The 22,930-nt window shown below is 73.5% G+C and carries 18 protein-coding genes; 5 read left to right on the top strand and 13 right to left on the bottom strand.

Going from position 1 to position 22,930, the window contains the following annotated elements; translation table 11 throughout:
- The 10 genes from O7606_RS09200 to asnB form a co-directional block, all read right to left on the bottom strand.
- Positions 1-258, bottom strand: coding sequence for an acyl carrier protein (locus O7606_RS09200; RefSeq protein WP_281598635.1), 258 nt, complete (start codon positions 256-258; stop codon positions 1-3).
- A gap of 34 nt (positions 259-292) precedes the next feature.
- The gene (locus O7606_RS09195; protein ID WP_281598634.1) at positions 293-1,510 is read right to left on the bottom strand and encodes a ketosynthase chain-length factor; all 1,218 of its coding nucleotides are present in this window, start codon (positions 1,508-1,510) and stop codon (positions 293-295) included.
- Complete coding sequence (locus O7606_RS09190; protein WP_281598633.1) at positions 1,507-2,778, bottom strand: beta-ketoacyl-[acyl-carrier-protein] synthase family protein; 1,272 nt, start codon at positions 2,776-2,778, stop codon at positions 1,507-1,509. Before O7606_RS09190 ends, O7606_RS09195 begins: the two co-directional genes overlap by 4 nt.
- The gene (locus tag O7606_RS09185) at positions 2,775-3,128 is read right to left on the bottom strand and encodes a cupin domain-containing protein (protein WP_281598632.1); all 354 of its coding nucleotides are present in this window, start codon (positions 3,126-3,128) and stop codon (positions 2,775-2,777) included. The genes O7606_RS09190 and O7606_RS09185 overlap by 4 nt, the downstream gene beginning before the upstream one ends.
- A 119-nt stretch (positions 3,129-3,247) precedes the next feature.
- The gene (locus O7606_RS09180; protein WP_281598631.1) at positions 3,248-3,571 is read right to left on the bottom strand and encodes a TcmI family type II polyketide cyclase; all 324 of its coding nucleotides are present in this window, start codon (positions 3,569-3,571) and stop codon (positions 3,248-3,250) included.
- Positions 3,572-3,726: 155 nt separating this feature from the next.
- Positions 3,727-4,707 carry an NAD(P)-dependent oxidoreductase gene (locus O7606_RS09175; RefSeq protein ID WP_281598630.1) on the bottom strand — a complete coding sequence of 327 codons (981 nt, stop codon included), beginning with the start codon at positions 4,705-4,707 and terminating at the stop codon, positions 3,727-3,729.
- On the bottom strand, positions 4,707-5,444 hold the full coding sequence (locus tag O7606_RS09170; RefSeq protein WP_281598629.1) for an SDR family oxidoreductase: 738 nt from the start codon (positions 5,442-5,444) through the stop codon (positions 4,707-4,709). Before O7606_RS09170 ends, O7606_RS09175 begins: the two co-directional genes overlap by 1 nt.
- 71 nt (positions 5,445-5,515) lie before the next feature.
- The gene (locus O7606_RS09165; protein WP_281598628.1) at positions 5,516-6,433 is read right to left on the bottom strand and encodes a hypothetical protein; all 918 of its coding nucleotides are present in this window, start codon (positions 6,431-6,433) and stop codon (positions 5,516-5,518) included.
- Between the two features lie 43 nt (positions 6,434-6,476).
- Entirely contained in the window at positions 6,477-7,481 is a 1,005-nt protein-coding gene (locus O7606_RS09160; protein WP_281598627.1) for a methyltransferase, read from the bottom strand.
- Positions 7,482-7,583: 102 nt separating this feature from the next.
- Positions 7,584-9,446 (bottom strand): asparagine synthase (glutamine-hydrolyzing), encoded by a 1,863-nt coding sequence (asnB, locus tag O7606_RS09155; RefSeq protein ID WP_281598626.1) that lies wholly within the window; start codon positions 9,444-9,446, stop codon positions 7,584-7,586.
- 255 nt (positions 9,447-9,701) lie between these two features.
- Between asnB and O7606_RS09150 the strand changes: the two genes are divergently transcribed.
- Both O7606_RS09150 and O7606_RS09145 read left to right on the top strand, forming a co-directional pair.
- A complete protein-coding gene (locus O7606_RS09150; protein WP_281598625.1) occupies positions 9,702-10,169 on the top strand; it encodes a DUF1772 domain-containing protein in 468 nt (155 codons plus the stop codon).
- Positions 10,166-11,695: an MFS transporter gene (locus O7606_RS09145; protein WP_281598624.1), complete on the top strand. Its 1,530-nt coding sequence runs from the start codon at positions 10,166-10,168 to the stop codon at positions 11,693-11,695. Before O7606_RS09150 ends, O7606_RS09145 begins: the two co-directional genes overlap by 4 nt.
- A 734-nt stretch (positions 11,696-12,429) precedes the next feature.
- On the opposite strand, the gene O7606_RS09140 is transcribed toward O7606_RS09145, so the two are convergent.
- The gene (locus tag O7606_RS09140) at positions 12,430-13,365 is read right to left on the bottom strand and encodes a DUF6410 domain-containing protein (protein ID WP_281598623.1); all 936 of its coding nucleotides are present in this window, start codon (positions 13,363-13,365) and stop codon (positions 12,430-12,432) included.
- Positions 13,366-13,435: 70 nt separating this feature from the next.
- On the bottom strand, positions 13,436-13,903 hold the full coding sequence (locus O7606_RS09135; RefSeq protein WP_281598622.1) for a DUF1772 domain-containing protein: 468 nt from the start codon (positions 13,901-13,903) through the stop codon (positions 13,436-13,438).
- A 348-nt stretch (positions 13,904-14,251) separates the two neighbouring features.
- Between O7606_RS09135 and O7606_RS09130 the strand changes: the two genes are divergently transcribed.
- Positions 14,252-16,273, top strand: a complete 2,022-nt coding sequence (locus O7606_RS09130; protein WP_281598621.1) for an acyltransferase domain-containing protein — start codon at positions 14,252-14,254, stop codon at positions 16,271-16,273.
- A 30-nt stretch (positions 16,274-16,303) separates the two neighbouring features.
- Positions 16,304-18,385 (top strand): multicopper oxidase family protein, encoded by a 2,082-nt coding sequence (locus O7606_RS09125; RefSeq protein ID WP_281598620.1) that lies wholly within the window; start codon positions 16,304-16,306, stop codon positions 18,383-18,385.
- Positions 18,386-18,405: 20 nt separating this feature from the next.
- Here the strand turns inward: O7606_RS09125 and O7606_RS09120 are convergent, their stop codons facing one another.
- A complete protein-coding gene (locus O7606_RS09120) occupies positions 18,406-20,268 on the bottom strand; it encodes a sigma-70 family RNA polymerase sigma factor (protein ID WP_281598619.1) in 1,863 nt (620 codons plus the stop codon).
- 131 nt (positions 20,269-20,399) lie between these two features.
- Here O7606_RS09120 and O7606_RS09115 point away from each other — a divergent pair, with 131 nt between their 5' ends.
- Positions 20,400-22,907 carry a S8 family serine peptidase gene (locus O7606_RS09115; protein WP_281598618.1) on the top strand — a complete coding sequence of 836 codons (2,508 nt, stop codon included), beginning with the start codon at positions 20,400-20,402 and terminating at the stop codon, positions 22,905-22,907.
- Positions 22,908-22,930: the final 23 nt, after the last annotated feature.

Genomic DNA, 22,930 nt, shown 5'->3' with positions numbered 1-22,930 from the left:
TCACGCCGCCGCGGTGAGCTGCGCGTTGACGAAGTCGATCAGCTCGCGCGGGGTGCGCAGGTCGCTGATCCTGTCCTCCGGGACGGACGCCGGGAACTCCTTCTCCAGCCGGCCGACCACCTCCAGCACCGCCAGGGAGTCGTAGCCGAGGTCGGTGAAGAGGGTGTCGCGGATGTCGGCGGACAGGTCGACCGAGTCGTCCACGCCCACCGTCGCGCGGATCACGCGCGTCAGGTCGTCCAGGGTCATCTCACGCATGTCAGGTCCTCCAGCAGTCGGTTGTTTCGGGTGGTCACGAGACGGCGCGGACGACGACGGCGGAGTTGAAGCCGCCGTGCCCCCGGCCGAGCACCAGCGCGGTCCGCACCGGCGCGGTACGGGGCCGCTCCCGGACGAGGTCGATGTCGCAGCCGGGGGCGAGGGCGTCGACGTTGACCGTCGGCGGGATCACGCCGTCGCGGATCGACAGCAACGCGGCGACCGTGTCGAGCGCGCCCGCGCCGGCGTAGATCCGGCCGGTCATGGTCTTCGGCGCGGTCACCGGGACGCCCTGCGGACCGAACACCGCGGAGATCGCCGCCGCCTCGATCCGGTCCAGCTCCGGAACGCCGTACGCGTCGGCGAACACCACGTCCACGTCGTCCGGCGCGACCTGCGCGTCGGCCAGCGCCAGCCGGATCGCCTGCGCCAGGGTCGGCGGCCGGTCGCTGCCCGGACGCGGGTCGAACGTGGCCGCGTAACCGGCGATCTCCCCGTACACCCGGGGGGCGCCGCGCTCGCGGGCGGTGTCGGCGTCCTCGATCACCAGGATCGCGCCGCCCTCGCCCGGGACGTACCCGTTGGCCCGCACGTCGAACGGCAGGAACGCGGCCGACGGGTCGTCGCTGTGGCTCAGGTTGTTGGTGGGGATCTGGGCCACCACGCCGGCCGGCGACATCGCCGACTCGGTGCCGCCGACCAGCACCAGCCGGTGCTGCTGGCGCAGCACCCGCCGGCCGTGGCCGATCGCGTCCAGGCCGCCGGCCTGCTCGGAGACCACCACCCCGCAGTGCCCGCGGAACTTGTGCCGGATGGAGAGCTGCCCGGTGGTCGCCGCGTAGAACCAGGCGATCGACATGTACGCGCTGACGTTGTCGGGGCCCTGCGTCCAGAGTTTCTCCAGCTCCCGCTGGCCCACCTCGACGCCGCCGGTGGCGTTGGCCGTGATCACGCCCAGCTCGTACTCGGGCATGCCGGCCGGGTCGGCCTCGGCGTCGCGCAGCGCCATCTCGGCGGCCACGAACGCCAGGTGGCTCATGGCCGAGGTCTCCACCAGCAGCCGGCTCGGCACGTGCTCGGCCGGGTCGAAGGTGGCCAGCTCGGCGGCGAGCTTCACCGGGTACCTCGGGGCGTCGAACCGCTGGATGCGGTTGATGCCGCTCTTGCCGTCCAGGATGTTCGACCAGTAGGTCTCGGTGTCCATGCCGTTGGGGGCCATCACGCCCAGCCCGGTCACCACCGCTGTCTTCATGCCGGCACCGCCTCGGGGTCGACGACGAGGATCGCGCTCTGGAAGCCGCCGAACCCGCTGCCGACGCTGAGCGCGGCGTTGGTGACGTGCTCCCGGGCGATCACCGGGACGTAGTCCAGGTCGCACTCCGGGTCCCGGGTGGTCAGGTTCGCCGTCGGGGGGACCACGTTGTGCTTGACGGCCAGGGCGCAGGCGGCGACCTCGATCGAGCCGATCGCGCCCAGCGAGTGCCCCACCATCGACTTGATGGAGCTCATCGGGGTGGCGTACGCGTGCCGGCCCAGGCTGGCCTTGACCGCCGCCGTCTCGTGGCGGTCGTTCTGCTTGGTGCCCGAGCCGTGCGCGTTGACGTAGTGGATGTCCTCGGGGTTGAGGCGCGCCTGGTCCATGCTCAGCCGGATCGCCTCGGCCATCTCCCGTCCGTCCGGCTTCAGGCCGGTCATGTGGAAGGCGTTGGCGCGGGTGGCGTACCCGGCGATCTCGCAGTAGATCTCCGCGCCCCGGCGACGGGCCGACTCGGCGCTCTCCAGCACGAACATCGCCGCGCCCTCGCCGAGGATCAGCCCGCGCCGGTTGCCGTCGAACGGCCGGCAGGCCGACTCGGGGCTGTCGTTGAAGGTGGACGTGGCCCGGATCGCGTCGAAGCAGGCCACCGTGATCGGGGAGATCGGCGCGTCGGTGGAGCCGGCGACGACGATGTCCGCCGCCCCCTCCCGGATCAGGTTGGCCGCGTAGCCCAACGCGTCGATGCCCGACGTGCACCCGGAGGAGACCACCGAGGCGGGCCCCTCGGCCCGGGTCGCCCAGGCCACCTCGCGCGCCAGCGAGCTGGGCGCGAAGTAGTCGTACATCTCGGGCACGGCGTACTCGTGGTCGACGATCCACTTGCGCCCGCCGTCGGAGACCACCGTGTACTCGGTCTCCAGCCCCATCGTGCAGCCGACCGCGTTGCCGACGGTCACCGCCGTCCGGGTCGGGTCCAGGTCGTCCAGGGTCAGCCCGCTGTCGCGCATCGCCTCGTTGGTGGCGATGACCGCCAACTGGGCGGCCCGGTCCATCCGGCGGACCTCCTGCGGGGTCAGGCCGAGCTTCGCCGGATCGAAGTCGATCTCGGCGGCGACCTGGCAGCGGAAGTCCGTCGGGTCGAAGAAGGTGATGCGTCGGGTGGCGGTCCGACCGGCGGTCAGCATGTCCCAGAACGCCTGGCGGCCCACGCCGCCGGGCGCCATCACGCCGATCCCGGTGACCGCGACGCGCGGCTCGCTCACAGGTGCCCCCCGACCTGGGGCGCCGGCTCGTGCTCCCGGCCGGGCAGGAACTCGGTGTCGATGTGCCCCAGCTCGGGGCGGGGCGCCAGCGGGCAGAGGTGGAAGATCACCCTGGCCTGCTCCCGGCCCCGGTTCTCCACCCGGTGCCGCACGTTGATCGGTACCAGGCACGCCTCACCCGGGCCGAGCTCCACGTGCTCGCTGTCGATCCGCATGGTGATGTGGCCGCTCACCACATATACCGATTCCTCGGAGTACGGGTGGATGTGTTCGCACACGAATTCGCCCGGCTCCAGGGTGAGCATTCCGCCGAATCCGGTCGTCGATTTCACCGTCTTCGGGCTCAGCATGATACGGACGTCACCGCCGCGCCGACGGTTCGGCGCTACGTCGCCCCACGAGACCTTCGTGGCTGACGTGGTGGTCACGGTTTTCTCCTCTCCGGCCGAGGTGCCGGTCCCGGTGGCGGTCACCTGTCCGGCGTCCAGGTGTAGAACGGCTCGGCCATGGCGTCCTTCGGCTCCGCCCAGGCCGGGTCGTACGGGCTGATGAACTTCGCCAGCTTGTCGTGGATGTCCTGGTAGAGCGGGTGACTGCGGGCCTTGTACAGGTCCCGGTCGATCGACTGGTCCGCCTCGACCAGATGGAAGTACAGGTCGTGGAAACGGAACAGGGTCCGCCGGTCGACGCCGATCATGTGGGGCAGTTCGGTGGCGTCCGATTCGGCGAAGATATTGGCGACCGACGCGGCATCCGCCGGGTTCATACGGGCCACAATGAGCGTCCGGTGCACAGTGCTCTCCTTTCGGCTGACGCGGGTGATCGCCAGGAATTGCCCGAGCGGGGTCGGCCAGTTGTCCCGGTCTTTTTCGGTGCTGCGGAAATGATTTCGCCGGCGCCTCGAAGGCGTCTGTAGCCCGGATGGAGCAGCCGGCGGCGGCGCGCGCCTCAGGCGTCGACGCGCCCGTGCGTCTCGTGCACGACGGCGGCGTCCTGGTCGCCGTAGCCGGCGTCGATCGCCTCGGCGAAGGTGACCGCGGACCGCTCGATCACCGGCATGTCCACGCCCACCTTGCCGGCCTCCGCCAGCGCCAGGCGCAGGTCCTTGTGCATCAGCCGGGTCCGGAAGGCCGCCGGCTCGTACTTCCGCTCGCGCATCAGCGCCGCGCGGAACGACATCACCTTCGAGCTGAAGCCGCTGCGCTCCACCGCCGCCAGCAGCATGTCCCGGTCCAGGCCGGAACGTTCGCCGTAGGCGACCGCCTCGGCCATCGACGCCACCTGCGCGCCGAGCATCGCGTTGAAGACCAGCTTCATGGTCGCCGCCATGCCGGGCGGGCCCAGGTAGACCACCTGCGGGCCGAGCAGGGCCAGCAGGTCCGCCACCTCGGCCAGGTCGTCCCGGGCGCCGGCGGTCAGCACCCGCAACTCGCCGTTGCGGGCCTGGTGCGGGTTGCCGACCACGCACGCCTCGATCCGTTTCACCCCGGCCCGCGCCGCCCGCTCACCCGCCTCCCGCGCGTAGCTGGGGGAGACCGTGGACGTGTCGACGATCGGGGTGCCCGGCCTCGCCGCCGGGACCACCGCGCCGAACAGCACCTCCTCCACCGCGTCGGAGTCGGCCAGGCTGACCAGGACCACGTCCGCGTCCCGGACCGCCTCGGCCGGCGAGTCCGCCGGCCGCGCCCCGGCCGCCACCAGCTCCGCCGCCTTCGCCGCCGTCCGGTTCCAGACGGTCAGCGCGATGCCGCGGTCCAGCAGCCGGCGCGCCATGCCGCCGCCCATGCCGCCCAGCCCGAGGACGGCCACCCGCCGGCCGGTCACCGTCGGGTCGGTCACGTTCTGGTCGGCCACGTTCTGGTCGGTCACGTTCTGGTCGGCCACGTTCTGGTCGGTCACCCCGGGGTCGGTCACCGTCGGGTCGGCCATCAGATGCCGCCGTCCACGTGCAGGGTCGCCCCGGTCACGTACGCGGCCAACGGGCTGGCCAGCAACAGCACCGCGTTGGCGACGTCCTGCGGGGTGCCCAGGCGACGCAGCGAGGCGTTCGCCTTGATCCGCTCGTACATCTCCGGCGGCAGGCCGGCGCCCGGCTCGGTCTCGATGATGCCCGGGGCGACCTCGTTGATCCGGATGCCGCGCGGGCCGACCTCCTTGCACACCGACCGCATCCAGCCGTTGACGGCGGCCTTGCTGGCCGTGTAGTGCGCCTTGCCGGCCAGCCCCCGGGTGCTCACCGAGGCCCCCACCGCGACGATCGACGCGCCCGCCCCGAGCAGCGGCAACGCGGCGTGGGTGACCAGGTGGAAGGCGGTCAGGTTGGTGTCCAGCACCCGCCGCCACTCGGCCAGGCCCACCTCGGCGGCCGGGGCGTGGCTGTCCACCCCGGCGCTGTTGACCACGACGTCCAGCCCGCCCAGCTCGGCGCGGGCCACCTCGACGAAACGCGTCACGTCCGCCGGGTCGCGCAGGTCGGCCTGGACCACGTGGTGGTCGCCGTCGGTCGCCTTCAGGTCCCGCTGGAGGCTCTCCGCCGCCTCGTGGTCGTGTCGGTAACAGGTCACGACCGAGGCGCCGGCCCCGGCCAGGGCGGTGACGATCGCCCGCCCGATCCCCCGGGTGCCCCCGGTGACCAGGGCACGCGTGCCGGCCAGTTGAAGATCCACGATTCCTCCGGATGTCGGGCGGCGCCGCCGGAGAGCCGGCGACGCCGCGCGCTCGATGGGTCAGGGGAAGGTCAGACGAGCGTGATCAGGCGGTACAGCCCCTCGACCGCGGCCGGCTGCCCGGTCACCGGGCTGGTCGCGTACGAGTAGAGGAGGTAACTGCCGGCGGGCAGCTCGGTGCGGACGATGGCCTGCTTGCCGCCGGAGAGCGGGGCGAGCCCGACCGGCATGGTGGTCACCGGGGACTCGCTCGGCCACTGGCCGTTCCCGATCGCCTCGAAGTACTCCGCCACGTCCTGCGGCGTCGCCCCCGGGGCGAGCCGGGACAGCACCGCCTCGTTGTTGTGCCGGGTGCTGTTGACCACCAGGTGCTCCCCGGTCGCCGCCAGCTTCCGGGTGGGCAGCAGGAACGAGGCGACGCCGTTGCGTTCCCGGTGCAGCACGTAGTCGTCGACGTCCGGCAGGCGCGGCACGCCCAGCCCGGTCACCGTCAGCGGCTTCACCTGCGGCACCGCGGTCGCGCTGGTGTAGTCGAAGTTCACCAGGTGGTACGTGCCGGGCAGCAGGAACTGGGTGAACGACACCCGGGAGTCCGGCGTGACCACCGCGCCGCCCAGGTTGTCGGCGCACGCCATCAGCTCCCGCTCGGCCGCGGCCCGCTGCGCCGGGTCGTACGCGCTGGTGGCGGCCAACGCGGTCAGGTACCGGTCGACCGACACCCCGCTCTTCAGCTTGATCAGCAGCAGCGACCGGCCGCCCGGCTCGGGGGTGCTGACCCGGAACGTCACCGCGCCGCCCCGGAGCTGGCTCGGCGCGGTGAAACTGTCCGGGTGGACGACGACGTCGACCGGAGCGGGACGGCCGGTCGACGAGACGGCGGCCCGGGCCGGCGCGGCCACGGACAGTCCGGCCAGGGCGGCCCCGGCAGCCGAGCCGAGCAGCAGCCGGCGACGGGAGACGGCCCGCCCGGTGTCGGTGTTGGCACTCACAATGTGCTCCTCACGAAGGGATCGGATGGTCCCGGCCGGTCGGTCAGGCGGTCTTGCGCCCGATCACGGCCGAGTCGGCGTCGGTCAGCGGCAGGACCGAGGTCTCGGTGAAGCCCGCCTCGCGCATCCACCCCTGGCAGGCCGCGCCGGTGTACTCGCCACCGCCGGGCGTGACGAGCTGCATGTTCAGGCTGAGCAGCAGGTTCGCCGGCTCGCGGCGGTCGTCGTCGATCAGGGCGTCGTACACCAGGACCCGCCCGCCGACCGGCAGCGCCTGGTACGCCCTGCGCAGCAGGGCGATCCGCTGCGCGTCGTCCCAGTCGTGCAGCACGTGACCGAAGATCAGCACGTCGGCGCCGGGCAGCTCGTCGGCGAAGAAGTCACCGGGGTGGAAGTCGACCCGGTCGGTCATGCCCAGCCGGTCCATGTGCTCGTCGAAGAACGGCTGCACCGGGGGCAGGTCGAAGGTGCCGGCCTTCAGGTGCGGGTGCGCCTTGGCGATCACCGCGGCGATGTTGCCGCGCGCCCCGCCGACGTCCACGAACGACGTCACGTCGGTCCAGTCGACCTTCTCCGCCAGCGCCGGACCGACCGCCGAGTTCGCGCCGTCCATCGCCGACATGAAGTTCCGCACCGACTCCGGCCGGGAGTAGAACTTGTTGAAGTCCCGGTCGGTGTGCGCCTGCATGTCACCGGTGCGCAGCAGGTCGGTCAGCTTGCCCCAGACGCCGTACTGCCAGGCGTGCATCTTCAGGAAGCCGCCCTGGTACGACGGGTGCTTCGGGTCGAGCTGGTTGGCGGCGGCCGGGCTGATCGCGTACCGACCCTCGGCGTCCCGGTCGAGGACCCGCAGCGCGACGAGCGAGTCCAGGAAGTCCGGGGTGGCCCGGGGGTGCAGGCCCAGCGCCTCCCGGATCTCCGGCTCGGTCCGGCCGCCGTCGGCCAGCACGCCGAACAGCCCCAGCTCGACCGCGCTGAGGAAGGTCTTGGCCGACCAGTAGCCCGCCGCGAGGTCGAGGATCGACAGGTCAGAGGTCTTGGTTCCCATTACTGAGGCTCCTTAGGGAGAGGTGCGCAGGGCCGTGGGTGGGCGTAGCGGAAACGCTGGCAGCCGGTGCTCGACGCGGGGTCGAAGCCGGCTGGGAGGACGTCAGAGGTCGACCCGCACCCGGTACAGGTCGAGCCACGCGTTGAGCTGGAAGAGCATCTCCACGTGGGTGCGGGCCACCCAGGCGCGCGGCCCGGAGACCAGGGCGTCCGGGTCCGCGGCGAACGCCTTCGCGGCGGTCACGTCGACCAGGCCGGCGATCGGCGCGTCCCGGTCGCCGGTCAGCGCCAGGAGCTGGTCGCAGAGCGCCTTCGCGTACGCGGCGTCCTGGGTCACCGGGTACGGCGACTTCTTCCGGTCCACGATCGACGGCGGCAGCAGATCCTTGACGGCGGCCCGCAGCAGGCTCTTCTCCCGCCCGTCGAAGCTCTTCTGCGCCCACGGCGCGGAGTAGACGTACTGCACCAGCCGGTGGTCGCAGTACGGCAGGCGCAACGCCAGACCGACCGACCCGGCGATCGACTCCGAGTGCGGGATCAGCGTCTCCAACCAGTTGGTGACGTTCAGGTACCACATCTCCCGCATGCGCTTCTCCTGGCCGGTCTCGCCCGGCAGCAGCGGCACCCGGTCCATCGCCTCCCGGTACCGGCCGCCGGTGTAGCCGCGCATGTCCAGCCGCTCCAGCAGGCCGGCGTCGACCAGGTCGGTGCCCATGCCGTGCTTGCCGCCACCCCAGTGGGCCATGGCGATCCACGGGAACGTCTGCGCCTCGATCAGCGGCGGCATCGACATCCACATGGTGCCGCCGAAGACCCCGTCGGCGGCGTCGCCGAGCAGGGCGAGGGGGGTGTGCTCCTGCACCGCCCGGCACAGCACGTACAGCGAGGTGTTCATGTTGCCCAGCGGGCTCGGCACGTCCTTGGCCCGCAGGGCGTTCGCCGCCACCACCGGGTCCAGCAGGTCGGCGGTGTCCAGCACGATGTCGGTGTGCTCGGCGCCGACGGCGTCCACCAGCTCCTTCACGTACGGCGCGTCCGAGCTGCCCCACACCTCGTCCGGGGTGAACTCCTCGGCCGAGCCGAACGACACGGTGAACGTGTGCAGCGGCCCCTCGCCGTGATCCTTCAGCGCCCGCGCGGCCAGCGCGGTCACCCCGGAGGAGTCCAGCCCGCCGGAGAGCATCATGCCCACCGGCACGTCCGCGGTGAGCTGCCCGCCGACCGCCTGCTCCAGCAGCTCCCGGACGGTCCGGACGGTGGTGTCCAGGTCGTCGGTGTGTTCCTGCGCCTCCAGCGCCCAGTACCGCTCCTCCCGGTGCCCGGACCGGGTGACCCGCACGACGTGCCCGGCGCGCACCTGGCGCATCCCCTTGAAGACGCCGTGGCCGGGGGTGCCCGCGTAGGACAGGATCTCCCGCAGGCCGTCCAGGTCCACCGCCGCCTCCACCAACGGGTGGTCCAGGATCGCCTTGCGCTCCGAGGCGAAGACCACGCCGTGCGGGGTCGGGTGGTAGAACATCGGCTTGTTGCCCAGCCGGTCCCGCAGCAGCAGCAGCTCCTCGCGGCGCACGTCCCACACCGCGACCGCGTACCCGCCCTCCAGCTTGTCGGCCAGCCCGGCGCCCCACTGCAGGTACGCGTACCCGACCAGCTCGGCGTCGCCCCGGGTCCGGAACCGGTGCCCGTACGACTCCAGCTCGGCGCGCAGGGCCGGCGCGTTGTACACGTCCCCGTCGCAGGTGACCACCGCGAGGGTCCGACCGTCGGCCTCGACGACGTACGGCTGCGGCCGGCCGTCGGGCTCGACCAGGGCGAGCCGGCGGTGACCGAGGGCGGCGCGCGGGGACGTCCACACCCCCTCGGCGTCCGGTCCCCGGTTGGCCATCGTGGCGCTCATGGCCCGTACGGTCGCCCGCGCGCGGGACAGGTCCCGCTCGTAGTCGACCCAGCCAGCGATACCCGACATGGCTCGTCTCCTCACATTCACGATCGAAGGGCGTGCGGCGCGGCCCCGGACCGGGGCGCTGCGTCACGCCGCCCGGTCGCCTGCTCGTGGTCGATGCTCAGCGGCCCGTCTCGGGTCTGCCTCGGGGCTCGGTCGAAGCTCGCGCACGCCGTCGCGCCGCCGCCACTGGTCGAGCTTTCCTCCACGGCGACTTGAGGGGACCCGGTGAGCATCCGTTGCGCAGTCGTTCCCGGACGCGACGGAGATGGCGAGTCGATGAGAGAGACAATTGCCCAGGGCCTCAGCGTGATCGCGGTCGGCGGAACCGGAATCGTCGCCGGGGTGTTCTTCGCCGTGGCGGTGAGCGTCCTGCCCACCCTCTACACGTTGCCGGCGGGCACGTACATCACCCTGCACCGCCAGCTCGGGCAGGGCTACCACCCGGCCATGCCGCTGATCGTCAACGCGACCATGTTCGCCGACGTCGCCCTGATCTTCCTGACCGACGGCGCGCTGTCCCGATCCCTGTTCGTCCTGGCCTCGGCGCTGGCGTTGGCCGTGCAGGGGGTGTCCCACCTCGGCAACGTGCCGATCAACAAGCGGCTGCACGGGGTCGACCCGGACGCCGTCCCGGTCGACTGGGACGATCCCCGGCCACAGTGGCGACGGCTGCACCGGCTCCGTACGGTGTTGGCGATGGCCGCCCTGGTCACCACCGCCGCGGCCGTGGTGGTGTGCCGGTGACCGCCACCTCGTCCGGCCCCGCGTCCGCCCCGGCCTCCCCGCCCTGGCCGGCAGCGGTCGCCGCGTCCACCTCCGGGCCCGGTCCCGACACCCCGTCGGCTGTCGCCGTCCCGGCGGCGCGGCGGCTCGGTCCCGCGTTGACCGTGGTGCTGCTGGCCACCTTCATGACCAGCTTCGACACCACCGGCGTCAACATGGCGGTGCCGTCGATCCAGGACGGCCTCGGCGCGAGCTACGCCGCCATCCAGTGGGTCCTCGCCGGCTACACGCTGCCGTTCGCCCTGCTGCTGGTCACCGGCGGCCGGATCGGTGACGCCTTCGGCCGACGACGGGCGTTCCTGCTCGGGGTCGCCGGCTTCACCGTCGCGTCCCTGCTCGCCGGCGTCGCCGCCGACGTGGGAACACTGGTCGCCGCCCGGGTGGCGCAGGGCGTCGCCGCCGCGGTCATGGCGCCACAGGTGCTCGCCACGTTCCAGGTGCTGGTGCCGGCCCGCCGCCGCGCCCCACTGCTCGCCGTCTACGGCCTGGTCATCGGAGTGGCGACCGTCTCCGGGCCGATGCTGGGCGGGGTGCTGATGAGCGCCGACCTGTTCGGTTGGGGCTGGCGGACCATCTTCCTGATCAACCTGCCGATCGGTGTGGTCGCCTTCCTCGGCGCGGTCGCCTGGCTGCCCGAGTCCCGCGACGACCGGGGCCGTGGCTTCGACCTGGGCGGGGTGTTCCTCGCCGCCGCCGCGCTGCTGCTGCTCCTGCACCCCCTCATGTACGGCCGGGAACTCGGCTGGCCGTGGTGGTCGTGGGCGTGCCTCGCCGCGGCCGGGCCCGCGTTCGCGCTGCTGGTCCGGTTCGAACGGGCCAAGGAGCGGGCCGGCGAGGCGCCACTGGTGGCGTTGCGGCTGTTCGGGCAGCGGACGTTCACCGCCGGGGTGCTGGCGAACGTCATCGTCGCCGCGCTGATGTCCGGCTTCTTCCTGACCTTCGTGGTGTTCCTGCAGAGCGGCCTCGACTTCACCGCCGAACGCACCGGCTGGACGGTCGCGCCGTGGGCGATCGGCACCGCCCTCGCCTCGATGGTCGCGATCCCGTTGGCCCGCAGCGCCGGACGTGCCGCCCTGGTGGCCGGGGCGATCCTGATGACCCTCGGCATGGCCGGCCTGACCGCGCTCGTGGTCGCCCGGGGCGACCGGCTCGGCTCACTGCCGATCGTGTTGAGCCTCCTCGTCGTCGGTATCGGGATGGGGCTGGTCAGCGCGCCGATCCTGAACGTCACGCTGGCCGGCATCCCGCACGTCGACGCGGGTTCGGCGGCCGGCATCTTCTCCACCGGCAAGCAGACCGGCGGGGTGCTCGGCGTCGCGGTGACCGGGACGGTGTTCTTCGGGCTCCTCGCCGACCAGGACGCCGCCAGCCGGGGCCGCTTCGTCGACGCGATGAGCTGGACGCTCGGCGTGCAGGTGCTGCTCTGTCTGCTGGTGGTGGCGTTGGTGTTCGTCCTGCCACGCCGGGTCGACGGCGCGTCCGGCTGACCCGCCGCCCGCCCGACACACCCGCCACCCGCCGCGGCCGGCGAGTCCGCCGGCCGCGGCGGGTGCTGTCCCGCCCTGCCCTGCCGACCCGTCTCGTCGGCCACCCGGCTGTCCGGGCGTTCGGTCGTCGGGCCGCCTCGGCGTTCGGTCGTCGGGGTCTCGGGTGTCCGCCTCCGGCGCCCCTCAACCGCTGCTTCCGGGCAGGTCCGTACGGGACGCCCCCACCCCCTTCAGGGGCTGCCCGCACCGGCCTCGCCGTGCTGGGCTCTGCCCTCACTGTCTCCTGACGGGCGGCGTTGCTCCCCATGCCGCCCCACGCGAGATCGTCATCCCCCGCCCTGCCCACCCATCAGCTCAGACGCTTTGCTCTGCACCCGCCGACGCGCCCCACACCTGCCGTGGCCCGGCGCGTCGGTAGCGGCAGAGCAAAGCGTCGAGTCCGATGTGGTGGCCCGGTGGGTGGGGAAGGAGATGGGCGGGGAGTCGACCTCGCCGCGCGGGGGCGCCGCACGTTCGAGTTCGACGGGCGTGCCGGCCCACATCACGGCGACCGCCGCGCCCGAGTGGTGTCGGCGGCGCGGCGGTCGGTGTTTCGTTTCGGTGATAACGGTGGATTGTTCGTCGGGGAACGACCGTTCTCCAGGAAACGGAGACGATCGTGGGCGCCGGCCGGGGCGCGCCGGCCGGGGCGCGGGGATCGGGGTAAGGGGAAGCGGGGGGCAGGGGGCAGCGGGTCAGTGGGACGGGGCGACGTCCAGGTCGGGGCGGGGTCGGGCGGCGGCGCGCCGGAACGGCAGACGGACCAGGGTGACCAGGCCGACGATCAGGCCGACGAACATGATGATCGCCCAGAGCGCGTCCGGCACCTGCCGGGCGCCGAGCAGCGGGACGAGCAGCAACAGGGTCGCCGCGGCCAGCCACGGCCAGCGTCGCCCCGGCGGCGTGTCACGCCACCGGTCCCGGTCCCGCGCGGCGAGTACGGCGAACCAGACCGCCGGCGCCACCAGCAGCAGGGCCCAGAAGCCGGGCAGCCGGATGCCCTCGCCGAGCAGGTTCCGTGCCGGCGGGACGCTGAGGGTCAGCCCCACCCACCAGTACTCGACGACGACGAAGACGGTCAACGCGAGCGCGGTCGCCCACATGACGCCCCGCGACGGCGACCGGCGGAACGCCTGCTCGACGATATCGATGGTGTTGAACGGACTGTAGAGGCGGGACCGGCGGCGCAGCAGCAGCATCGGCAGGGCGGCGACCTCCAGCCCGCCGTAGCGCATCATCCCGCAGAGCAGGACGCCGGTGGTGGTGTAGACGGCCAGCGCCTGGTGCAGCGGGGCCGAGCCCAGCCCCATCGGGTAGAGCATCATCGGGAGCTGGAGCAGGGCGGACGGGATCCAGGGGCTGATGCCCCGGAAGCGTTCGACCCGGCCGAAGAACCAGACCAGCGCGGTGTAGGCGGCGGCCACCGCCACGAACCAGACGGCCATCATGGCCAGGCCGGAGGCGTCGAGGGCGTCGCCGACGCGGTACCAGAGGCTGGCTGCCGCGATCAGGCCGTAGGCGATCCGGAACCAGCGGGCGACGACGCCGACGTCGCGGCCGATCACGAAGTCCGGGGTCGTCGCCCCGGCCGGGCCCACCGCGGTGGCGGTGGCGCGGACGTCACGGGTCATTGTTAGCCTTTCACGGGACGAACGGGGGACGGACGGCGGACGACACGGGCGGGGGCCGGCGCGGGCAGGGTCAGAGCAGCGGGCCGACGGCGATCGCGCTGGTGGCCAGGGCGGTGACGACGAGGACCGTGCGCACCGAGTTCCAGTTGCCCCAGCGGACCCGCGGGTTGATCTCGTCGAAGTTGTCCGGCAACCGCTGCGGGTCGAGGGTCCTGAGCCAGCGGTTGATCGGGACGTTCCTGGTCAGCGAGATGACCATCGCGCCGAGCAGTAGCACTGCGGCCACCCCGAAGCCGATCCGGGAAAGCGGCTCGTCCACCAGCACGGTGAGCAGCAGGTCCACCACCAGTGACGTGATCATGCAGATCGGCATGAACGGATCGAAGCGGGTCACCAGGAACTGGTGGATCGGCACGTACTGGTCGGTCGGCAGCCGGAGCAGCAGCGGCACCCCGCCGAGGACGGTGATCATCAGCCCACCGGCAGCCATTCCAGTACCCACCAGCGTGACGGGGACCAGGAACTGGGTCCAGCTCATCGCATTCCTCCACCGGTTCGCTCGACCGCCGCCGGCCGATCCGACACCGGGCCATCCTCGGGGCGGCCTCTCGACGCCGCCGCGAGGATCGCTGGAGCCGTCGCGGTACGTCCCCACCGTCCGCCTGCCCCGCCGGCCGCTCGCCCCGCCCCGCCGGCCGCGCCGTCCGTTCCGGCTTTCGGAGGCCCCCGGATTCCAGGCGCCCCCGGATTCCAGGTGCCTTCGAACCGTCTTCGAGCCTCGGCTGCCAGCGTCGGTCCGGTCTCGAACGACACCGGCGCGACCTGCCCGGACGGTCCTGCGCCGTCGTCGGCGGTCGGGCCACCAGCGGAGAAGAGGTGACCGGTGATGGCAGCGACTGACGCCGCGATCGTGTGCTGGGCTGCCGGCCCGGTGGCACCGGGACCGACCGAGGGCACCGAGCCCACCAACGACATGGGGAACGTCGACCACGTCGGACTCGTCAACCACACCGGATCCGCCAAACATCTCGGACACGCCGACACCCCGACCGCCGTGCCCGACCGGCTCGGTGCGGCCGTCGCGGCCGTGCTCGGGCAGCTCGGCCCGGCCGTACGGCGTGGCCGGCGTACCGTGCTCGTGCTGGCCGGCGCCCCGGCGGCGCCCCACCCGTCGCCGTCACCGTGGCGGGCAGCGCCGTCGCCGTCACCGTGGCGGGCAGCGCCGCCGCCGGGAGTAGACGCCGTGGTCGTCGTACCCCGGCTCTGCGCGGCGCTGCGTCACGCGGTCACGTTGCTGGCCGACGCGGAGGCCGACCTCGCCCTGCTCGCCACCGAGCTCGACGACGAGCCGGGCCGCTGGCTGGTCGTGGCGTTGCGCCGCAGCGCCGAAGCGTGGCATCCGGACACCCCGCCGCTGGCCGTCGTCCGGGCGACCGACGACCTCACCGCTGTCGACAGGTCCCGGTGCGGCGTGCTGCGCCCCGGCGACCTGCGGCGGATGCTCGCCGCCGGATGCGCCGCCCCGAACCAGGTCGCCGACCACCGCGCGCCCACCGCTGTCGCGCTGCCGGACACCGTGCGTCGGGGACACGCGGTGCTGCTCCTGCCGCCTGCGGGGCCGACCCGCCCGGCCGGCGACCCGCTGCTGGTGCGCTGGTCGGCGCGGGACGGGGCCGCCGAGGAGCGGCTGTGCCGGGCGATGGGCCGACTGGCCCGCTTCGACGGTGACCTGTTCGGCGACGACCGGCGGCGGGTCGAGAGCCTGGCCCGGCACGCGGCGTCCCGGGCCACCTCCCCGGTCGGGGTACGCGGCGCGGTCGTCGCGGCCACCGCCGCCGAGGCGGCCGACGCGCTGGACCGACGTCGGCCGGTCACGCCGCAGGGGCGGCCGGTGGCGTTGCTCTTCCCCGGGCAGGGCGCGCAGTACCCCCGGATGGGCGCCGGACTGTACGAGCACGACCCGGTCTTCACCGCCGCCATGGACACGTTCTTCGCGCTGTGGGGCGACGGCGGCGACCGGCTGCGCGCCGAGTGGCTCTCCGCCGACCCGGACGTCCCCTTCGACGACGGCTCCCGCGCCCAGCCGCTGCTGTTCGCCGTCGGCTACGCGCTCGGCGCGATGGTCCGCGCCTGGGGGGTACGGCCGGTGGCCCTGCTCGGGCACAGCGCCGGGGAGATGGTCGCCGCCACCCTCGGCGGCGCGTTCAGCCTGCCCGCCGCCGTCGCGCTGATGCGGGCCCGGGTGACCGAGGTGCTGCGGACCCCGCCGGGCGGCATGCTCGCCGTCGCCGCCACCGCCGACGAGCTCCAGCCGTACCTGAGCCTGGACCCGACCGGGCAGGTCGCCGTCGCCGCCGTGAACGCGCCCCGGCAGACCATGCTGGCCGGCCCGGACGAGGCCCTCGCCGTGGTCCGGGAGAAACTGCGCGAACAGGGGTACGTCTGCCGGCTCGCCAGGGCCCGTCAGGCGTTCCACAGTCCGGCCGTGCACGAGGCGTCCCTGGCCACCCGGCCGGCCGTCGAGGCGGCCCGGCCCGGCCCGCCGGTGGACACCGTCTACTCCGCGTACACCGGCCGGAAGCTGGACGACGCGACGGCCGGCGACCCGGCGTTCTGGACCACCCAGATCGCCGACCCGGTGCTGTTCTGGCCGGCGCTGGACGCGCTGCTCGGCACCGGCGAGCTGCTGCTCGTGGAGGCCGGCGCCGGTCAGGGGCTGACCAACGTGGCCCGCCAGCACCGGGCGGTGCGGTCGAAGGCCAGCGACGTGCTGGGGCTGCTGCCCGCCGCGCCCGGCGCCCCGGCAGCGGACCGCCGGGCGGCGCTGACCGTGGCGGCGCGGCTCTGGACCGAGGGCCACGACCTGCGCTGGGACGCGGTGGACGGCCTCGCCGCCCGCCGCGCCTGACGACCGACCGCCCGATCCCGGAGGCTCTTCGTGCTGTTCGAAAGCTATCTCAACTACGACATCGAGGCCGCGTTGTTCCTCACCCTGCTGTGGGGCACGACGGCGGTCCTGGTGGCGCGCCGACCGCGTCACCGTTCCGACCGGCGGGGCCGCCGTCGCGCCACCTTCCTGTTGACGCTGGTCGCCATCGGGATGCTGCTGGTCGCCGGCCGGATCACCACCACCGTGCTGATGGGCGGCTTCGGCTACCTGTTCGTCGCCGACCGGGTCGCGGTGGCGCTGCCCCTGGTGGTGCTGCCGGCTGTCGCGGTGCTGCTGCTGTCCGTGCCACGCTGGCGGGCCCACCGGCGGGAACCGTCGGCCGGGACCCGGCTGGCCACGTTCGCCCCGCAGGCGGTGGTACCGGTCCAGGCCACCGCGCTCGGCGCGCTGCTCGGCTTCGTCACCGCCATCCTGGTCACCATGGGACCGCCGCAGCTCGTCCCGATCCTCACCGTCCACACCGGCTACCTGACCGTGGTGGCGCTGCTCTGGCTGTGGCACGCGTACCGGTTCCGGGTGGCGTCGAACGGCGGGCCGGTCCGCCGGTCGCTACCGGTGCGGGCGCTGCGCGCGGTCGCCGTCGCCACCGCGTTCGTGCTGCTCCTGGTCGGTGGCCTGAGCTGGGCGGCCGGCACGACCACGCTGCCCGGCCGCATCAACATGGCCGATCACGCGCACGGCGCGGCGTACTCGGCGGCCGGCCCGCACGGCGCGCACGCCGGCCTTGCGGTGAGCGTGGCCGACCTGACCGGCCCGCGCGCCGAGACCCCCGACCGCCGGTACACCCTGGTCGCCGAGGCGAAGAAGCTGCGGCTGGCCTCCGGCCGGGAGGTCGACGCGTGGCTGTTCAACGGCCAGAGCCCCGGCCCGGAGCTGCGGGTCAAGCGCGGTGAGCTGATCGAGGTCACCGTGGTCAACAAGGTGCCGGACACCAACGTGTCGGTGCACTGGCACGGCGTGGACGTGCCCAACGCCGAGGACGGCGTCGCCGGGGTCACCCAGGACGCGATCCGTCCGGGCGGCACGCACGTCTACCGGTTCCGCCCCGACGAGGTCGGCACCCACTGGTACCACTCCCACCAGCAGTCCTCGATCCAGGTGAAGAAGGGCCTGTTCGGGCCGCTGATCATCGAACCGGAGCAGACCGACCTGGCCCCCGGCACGCAGGACGTCGTCGTCGCCGCCCACACCTGGTACGACGGCGCGCTGCCCCTGGAGCCGCCGGCCCTGTTCGGCACGATCGACCGGCTCGAACGGCGTCGGACGGCCCCCGGCGTCCCGGTCCGGCTGCGGCTGGTCAACACCGACGGGGCGACCCACCGGTACTCGCTGACCGGCACCCCGTTCAAGGTGGTGGCGATCGACGGCAACCCGGTCAACGCGCCGACCGACGTCAGCGGCGAGCAGCTCGTCATCGGCGGCGGCGGCCGGTACGACGTCGAGTTCACCATGCCGGCGCGGCCGGTCCGCCTCACCGAGCTGCGCCGCTACGGCAGCGAGCTGCGGGTCGTCGAGGGCGGCCTGCTGCTCAGCGCCGACGGCACCGGCGACATCGCGCCGGACAAGCCGCAGGACGCCTTCGACCCGACCACGTACGGCTCACCGGCGCCCACCCCGTTCGGCCCGGACAGCACCTTCACCAGGACGCACTCGCTGGTCTTCGACAACGAGCTGTGGTTCTACGACGGGAGGTTCACGGTGGTCTGGGCCAGCAACGGCAAGGCGTTCCCGGACGCCCCGTCGCTCGTCGTCCGCGAGGGTGACCTGGTGAAGGTGCGGTTCGCCAACCGCAGCCACTTCGACCACCCGATGCACCTGCACGGCCATCACGTGCTGGTGCTCAGCCGCAACGGCAGACCGGCCACCGGCAGCCCACTCTGGCTGGACACCGTCAACGTCGAGGTGGGCGAGATCTGGGAGGTGGCCTTCAAGGCCGACAACCCGGGCCTGTGGATGGACCACTGCCACAACCTCGACCACGCGGCCGCCGGCATGATGTCGCACGTCGTCTACGAGGGCGTCACCACCCCGTACGAGGTCGGCCACGACACCCCCAACGAACTGGAGTGACCCGCCGGGTCGCCGGAATGTCAGCCGGGCCGCAGGCACGGGTCGGTGACCTGGTAGGTGGGGCTCTGCGCGGCGCGCCCGTCGGTGGCGGTCATCCGTACCGACCAGGTCAGCGCGGACGCCCGTAGCTGTCCCACCGTCACCTGCGCGGACGCCCCGTCCACCGGCATGGCCCGGGTGGACGGGGCGTCGCCGGTGGGCGTCCAGCGAATCTCCGCCCGGGCCACCGCAGCGCCACCGGCGGCCCGGACGACCAGACTGTAGGTGTCCTGGCCGCAGCGGACGTGCCCGCTCGCCGTGACGGTGAACGCCCGGGCCGGCGGTGGCGTGCTGGTCGGCGGGGCCGTGGTCGGCGCGCCGGTGGGCCCGGCCGTCCCGCCCGGCCCGGGGCCCGGTCGGGTCCCCGGCGCGACCGACGGGGTGGGCCCCGTCGCCCCGGCCGCCGGCGTCGCCCGGTCAGCGGTCCCGCTGGCCGGAACGGTCCCACTGGCCGGGGCGGCGTCGCTGGCGGTGGCGGTGACCACGGGAGCGGTCGCCGCCGGGGCCGCTGCGGCCGTCGTCGGGCCACTCGCCCGGTCGGCCGCCGCCCCGGACGTCGCGGCCACCTGCCCGGCCGGGCGACCGGCGAGTCCCCACGCGCCGGCCACCGCGAGGAGCGCCAGCAGCCCGGCGGTCACCGCCAGCCGCCGTCGTCGTCGCCGGTCCCGGGCCGCCGCCGACGTCCCGGGGGCGGCGGAATCCGCAGCTCGTGGCCGTGGCACGTCGCTCACCGCCACGACCGCCGGGGTCGGCCCGTCACCCGGCTCCGGGGCGTGCTGCCCGTCCGGCTCGCCGGTCCGCGCGGAAACGGCCACGCCGTTCGTGGTCCCGGTCGGCGCGCCGACGCCGTCGACCGGGCCCGACGGGTCGAGGTCCGCGTGGACCTGTCCGTCCGACGCCGGCGGCGTGGCCGTCCCGCCCGGGGGCGACCCGCCCGGCGCGTCGGGACGGACGTCCGCAGCGCCCTCGGCGACGTCGGTCGCCCCGCCGTCGGCGCTGCCGTCCGTAACGTCGGTCGGGCCACCGGCCGGGCCGTCGGCGGCGCCGGCCACCACGCGCCCGGTCGGGTCGGCGTCGGCCAGCCTCGACCACACCGACCCGGCGACCACGAGGAACCCCGGCGCGGTGTACGCGGACAGCAGCGCCGCCGGGTTGAGCTGCTCCCGGCGCAGCAGCCCGCACACCGCGCAGTCGTCGACGTGCCGGGCGACCCGCTTGCGCAGGGTCGGGGTGAGCCGGCCCGCCCAGCCGTCGATCAGGTTGGCCAGCTCGGGGCAGTCCCGGCTGCCGCCACGGGCGACGAGCAGCGCGCCGAGCGCCCGTTCGAGCTGCGCCCGGGCCCGGGACAGGCGGGCGTGGGCGTGGTTGGCGGGGACCCCGAGGGCCGCGCCGATGTCGGCGGAGGACAGGTCGTGGCGGATCGCCAGGTGGACCACCTCGCGGTCGCCCGGGTTGAGGGCGTCCGCCGCCGCGTGGACGAGTTCGCGTACCTGCTGGGCGTTGACGTCCGCGCCCGGGTCGGCGGCGTCGGCCACCGGCTCGGCCGCCTCGTCCAGTGGCGTGGAGCGGGACCGTTCCCGTAGCTGCCGCAGGCATTCGTTGCGCACGATCGCGTAGAGCCAGGGCCGCAGCCGGTCCGGGTCGCGGAGCTGGTCGATGCGTTGACCGGCGGCGAGAAACGCGTCGTGGACGGCGTCCGCGGCGGCCTCCGGCTCGCGCGTCACCACCCGGGCGTACGTGTAGAGCCGGTCGGCGTACCGCCGGTACATGCCTTCCAGGCCGGCCCGCTCGCCCCGGCGTACGGCTTCGACGAGGGCCCGGTCGTCCTGCGCCGCCGTGTCCATCCGTGACTCCCACCGCTCGTCGACCAGTCCAGTAAAAGCGGAGCGAGAAACTTCTGGGGAAATCTGTTGGCATCCCGACCCGTCGGCGCTCACACCGGTGTCAGTCCACCACGGACACCCGAGGAGACACCGTGACACCCACCCGTTCCGCCCGCCGACTGTTCACCGCCGGACGCCGGACCCTGACCACCGCCGTCGTGGCGGCGCTGGTCGGCGGACTCGTCGCGCCCGGCGCGGCGGACGCCGTCCCGACGGCGCCCGCCAGCCGGACCGAGGCGCCCGGCAGCACGAACGAGGAGCCGCTGGCCTTCGAGATCGACCCGGGGCTGCCGGTACCCCGGCTGCCGCTCGACCCGGTGGGCCGGCTCGGCACGAACCGGGAGGTCGGCGTGCTGGCCGGGCCGGACGGGTCACCCGCCGGCCTGGTGCTCGACGAGGTGCTGGTGCGCACCGCCGACCAGGCCGGGCTGGACGCCTTTCTGACCCGCTGGGGCGGCCAGCTGCTCGACTCGTTCCCGGCCGACGGGCAGGGGCAGGACCACCTGGTCCGGGTGGACGTCGACCGCGCCGACCCGGCGAACCTGGTCGCCGACCTGCGGGCCGCCGAGCCGGACCAGTCCGGCCGGTACCGGGTCGGCGACGAGCGCGCGCTGCGGCTGCTCGCGTTGGCCGCCGCCGAGTGGCGGGCCGGGACCGAGTTGGTCCTCGACTGGCTGGTGGAGCCGGCCGGCATCGCCGACGGCAAGGTCTTCGAGGCACCCAACATCAAGAAGAACGTCTTCGACTGGTCGTACATGGGGTCGGGCAACCCGATGGACACCGGCGTGGCCAAGGCCTGGCAACTGCTCCAGGCCAAGGGCAAGCTGACCCGGCAGGTGAAGTACCTGGTGCTGGACGGTGGGTTCCAGACCAACCCGGACCTCCCCGCCAAGGTGACGCTGTACACGGCCGAGTGGGGCAAACCCAACCCCAGCAACTGCACCAACGACACGCCCTGCCCGTGGCACGCCACCGACGTGGCGCTCGCCGGGATGGGTCAGGTCGACAACGGCTACGGCGCCGCCGGTCCGGCCGGGCCGGTGGTCGACGAGCTGGTGGCGGTCCGCAACGGCAACGACTACTGGACGAAGCTGCGCCGGCTGGAGAAGGCCGCCGAGGCGACCCGCCCGGACGTGGTGAACCTCAGCTTCGGCCGGGACGTGACCCTCGGCAAGGCCCATGCCCGCACCTGGACCGACCGGCGGATGAAGCACGTCCGGGACACCGGGGCGCTGATCGTGTCGTCGTCCGGCAACAACGGCAGGAACATCGACGGCGACACGCTCTACGTGCCCTGCGAGAGCGTCCACGTGATGTGCGTGGGCGGTGTGAACACGTGGGACGCGACGGTGGCGGACAAGTCGAACTACGGCACCAGTGACGTGACCACCTCGGTGGAGATCTACGGCCCGATGTGCGTCCAGCTTCTCCGCGACCCGGCCCAGCCGGGCGTCAACGAGGCGGAGGCGCGGTGCGGCACCAGTTTCGCCGCGCCGTTCGTGGGCGGGGTCGCCGCCCTGGTGATGGCCGCCAACCCGGACCTGACCTCCGCCCAGGTCCGCGACATCCTCAACGAGACCGCGCACGTCGGCGAGCTGGGCTGGCATGTGACCGGCAGCCAGCGCCGGATCAACGCCCTGGCCGCGGTCGCCAAGGCGCTGGGCGTGAAGCCCTCGGTGAGCATCAGCATGCCGCACACCAAACAACAGTTCACCGTGGGCCAGTCGGTGGACCTGTGGGGCACCGCCATCGACTTCGGCGGCAAGGACCTGCCGCTGACCTGGACCAGCAACCTCGACGGACCGCTGGGCACCGGGTCGATGACGTTCGTGCCGTCGCTGTCGGCCGGCACCCACGTCATCACCGCCAAGGCCACCGACAGCCTCGGGCAGACCGCCTCGGCGACGGTCACCGTCACGGTGGTGGACAGCCCGGCGACCGCCGCCATCATCTCGCCGCCGGCCGGGCTCAGCCTCGTCGCGGGGCAGCCGGTCAGTCTGGTCGGCATCTCCGCCGACCCCGACACGTCCGGGCCGGTGCCGGACGCGCAGACGTCCTGGACGGTCCGGCGGGGCAACGAGGTGGTCTTCCAGAAGAGCGGCCACCAGGCCGTCCTGCCGGCGGGCACGGTCGTCCCGGGCCCGTACACGGTGACGTTCACGGCGGGCGGAGCGGTCGTGCAGCGCGCCTTCCTGGTCACCGCGGCGCCGGCCGGGCAGACCCGGCCGACCGCCACGATCACCAAGCCGGCGTCGACGGTGAAGCTGTCGACGGTCCACGCCGCGCCGCTGCCGGTCGCGTTCACCGGGACCGGCGCCGACGCCGAGGACGGCGCGGTGGCCGGCACCCGCTACCGGTGGACCGCGTACGGCGACGGCGGGGTCAAGAAGGTGCTCTGCCAGGGCAGCGCGGTGCCCACCGGTGGCCCGATCGACGACATCGTGCTCCCGAAGAGCTGCGCGAACCTCACCGGCGAGCTGGCCCCGCTGGCCAGCGCGACCACCGTCACCACCTGGTCGGTGTGGCTGGAGGTGTTCGACTCGACCGGGCTGGTCGGCGTGGACTCCACGCTGGTCGAGATCGAGCAACTCACGCCCTGACCGGACGACCGTCCCGCCCCGGT

Origin of the sequence: Micromonospora sp. WMMD882 (assembly GCF_027497255.1) — a bacterium.
In the GTDB taxonomy this organism is placed as follows: domain Bacteria; phylum Actinomycetota; class Actinomycetes; order Mycobacteriales; family Micromonosporaceae; genus Micromonospora.
Note: the sequence above shows the minus strand (reverse complement) of the source record. Positions and strands in the feature narration are given on the sequence as shown.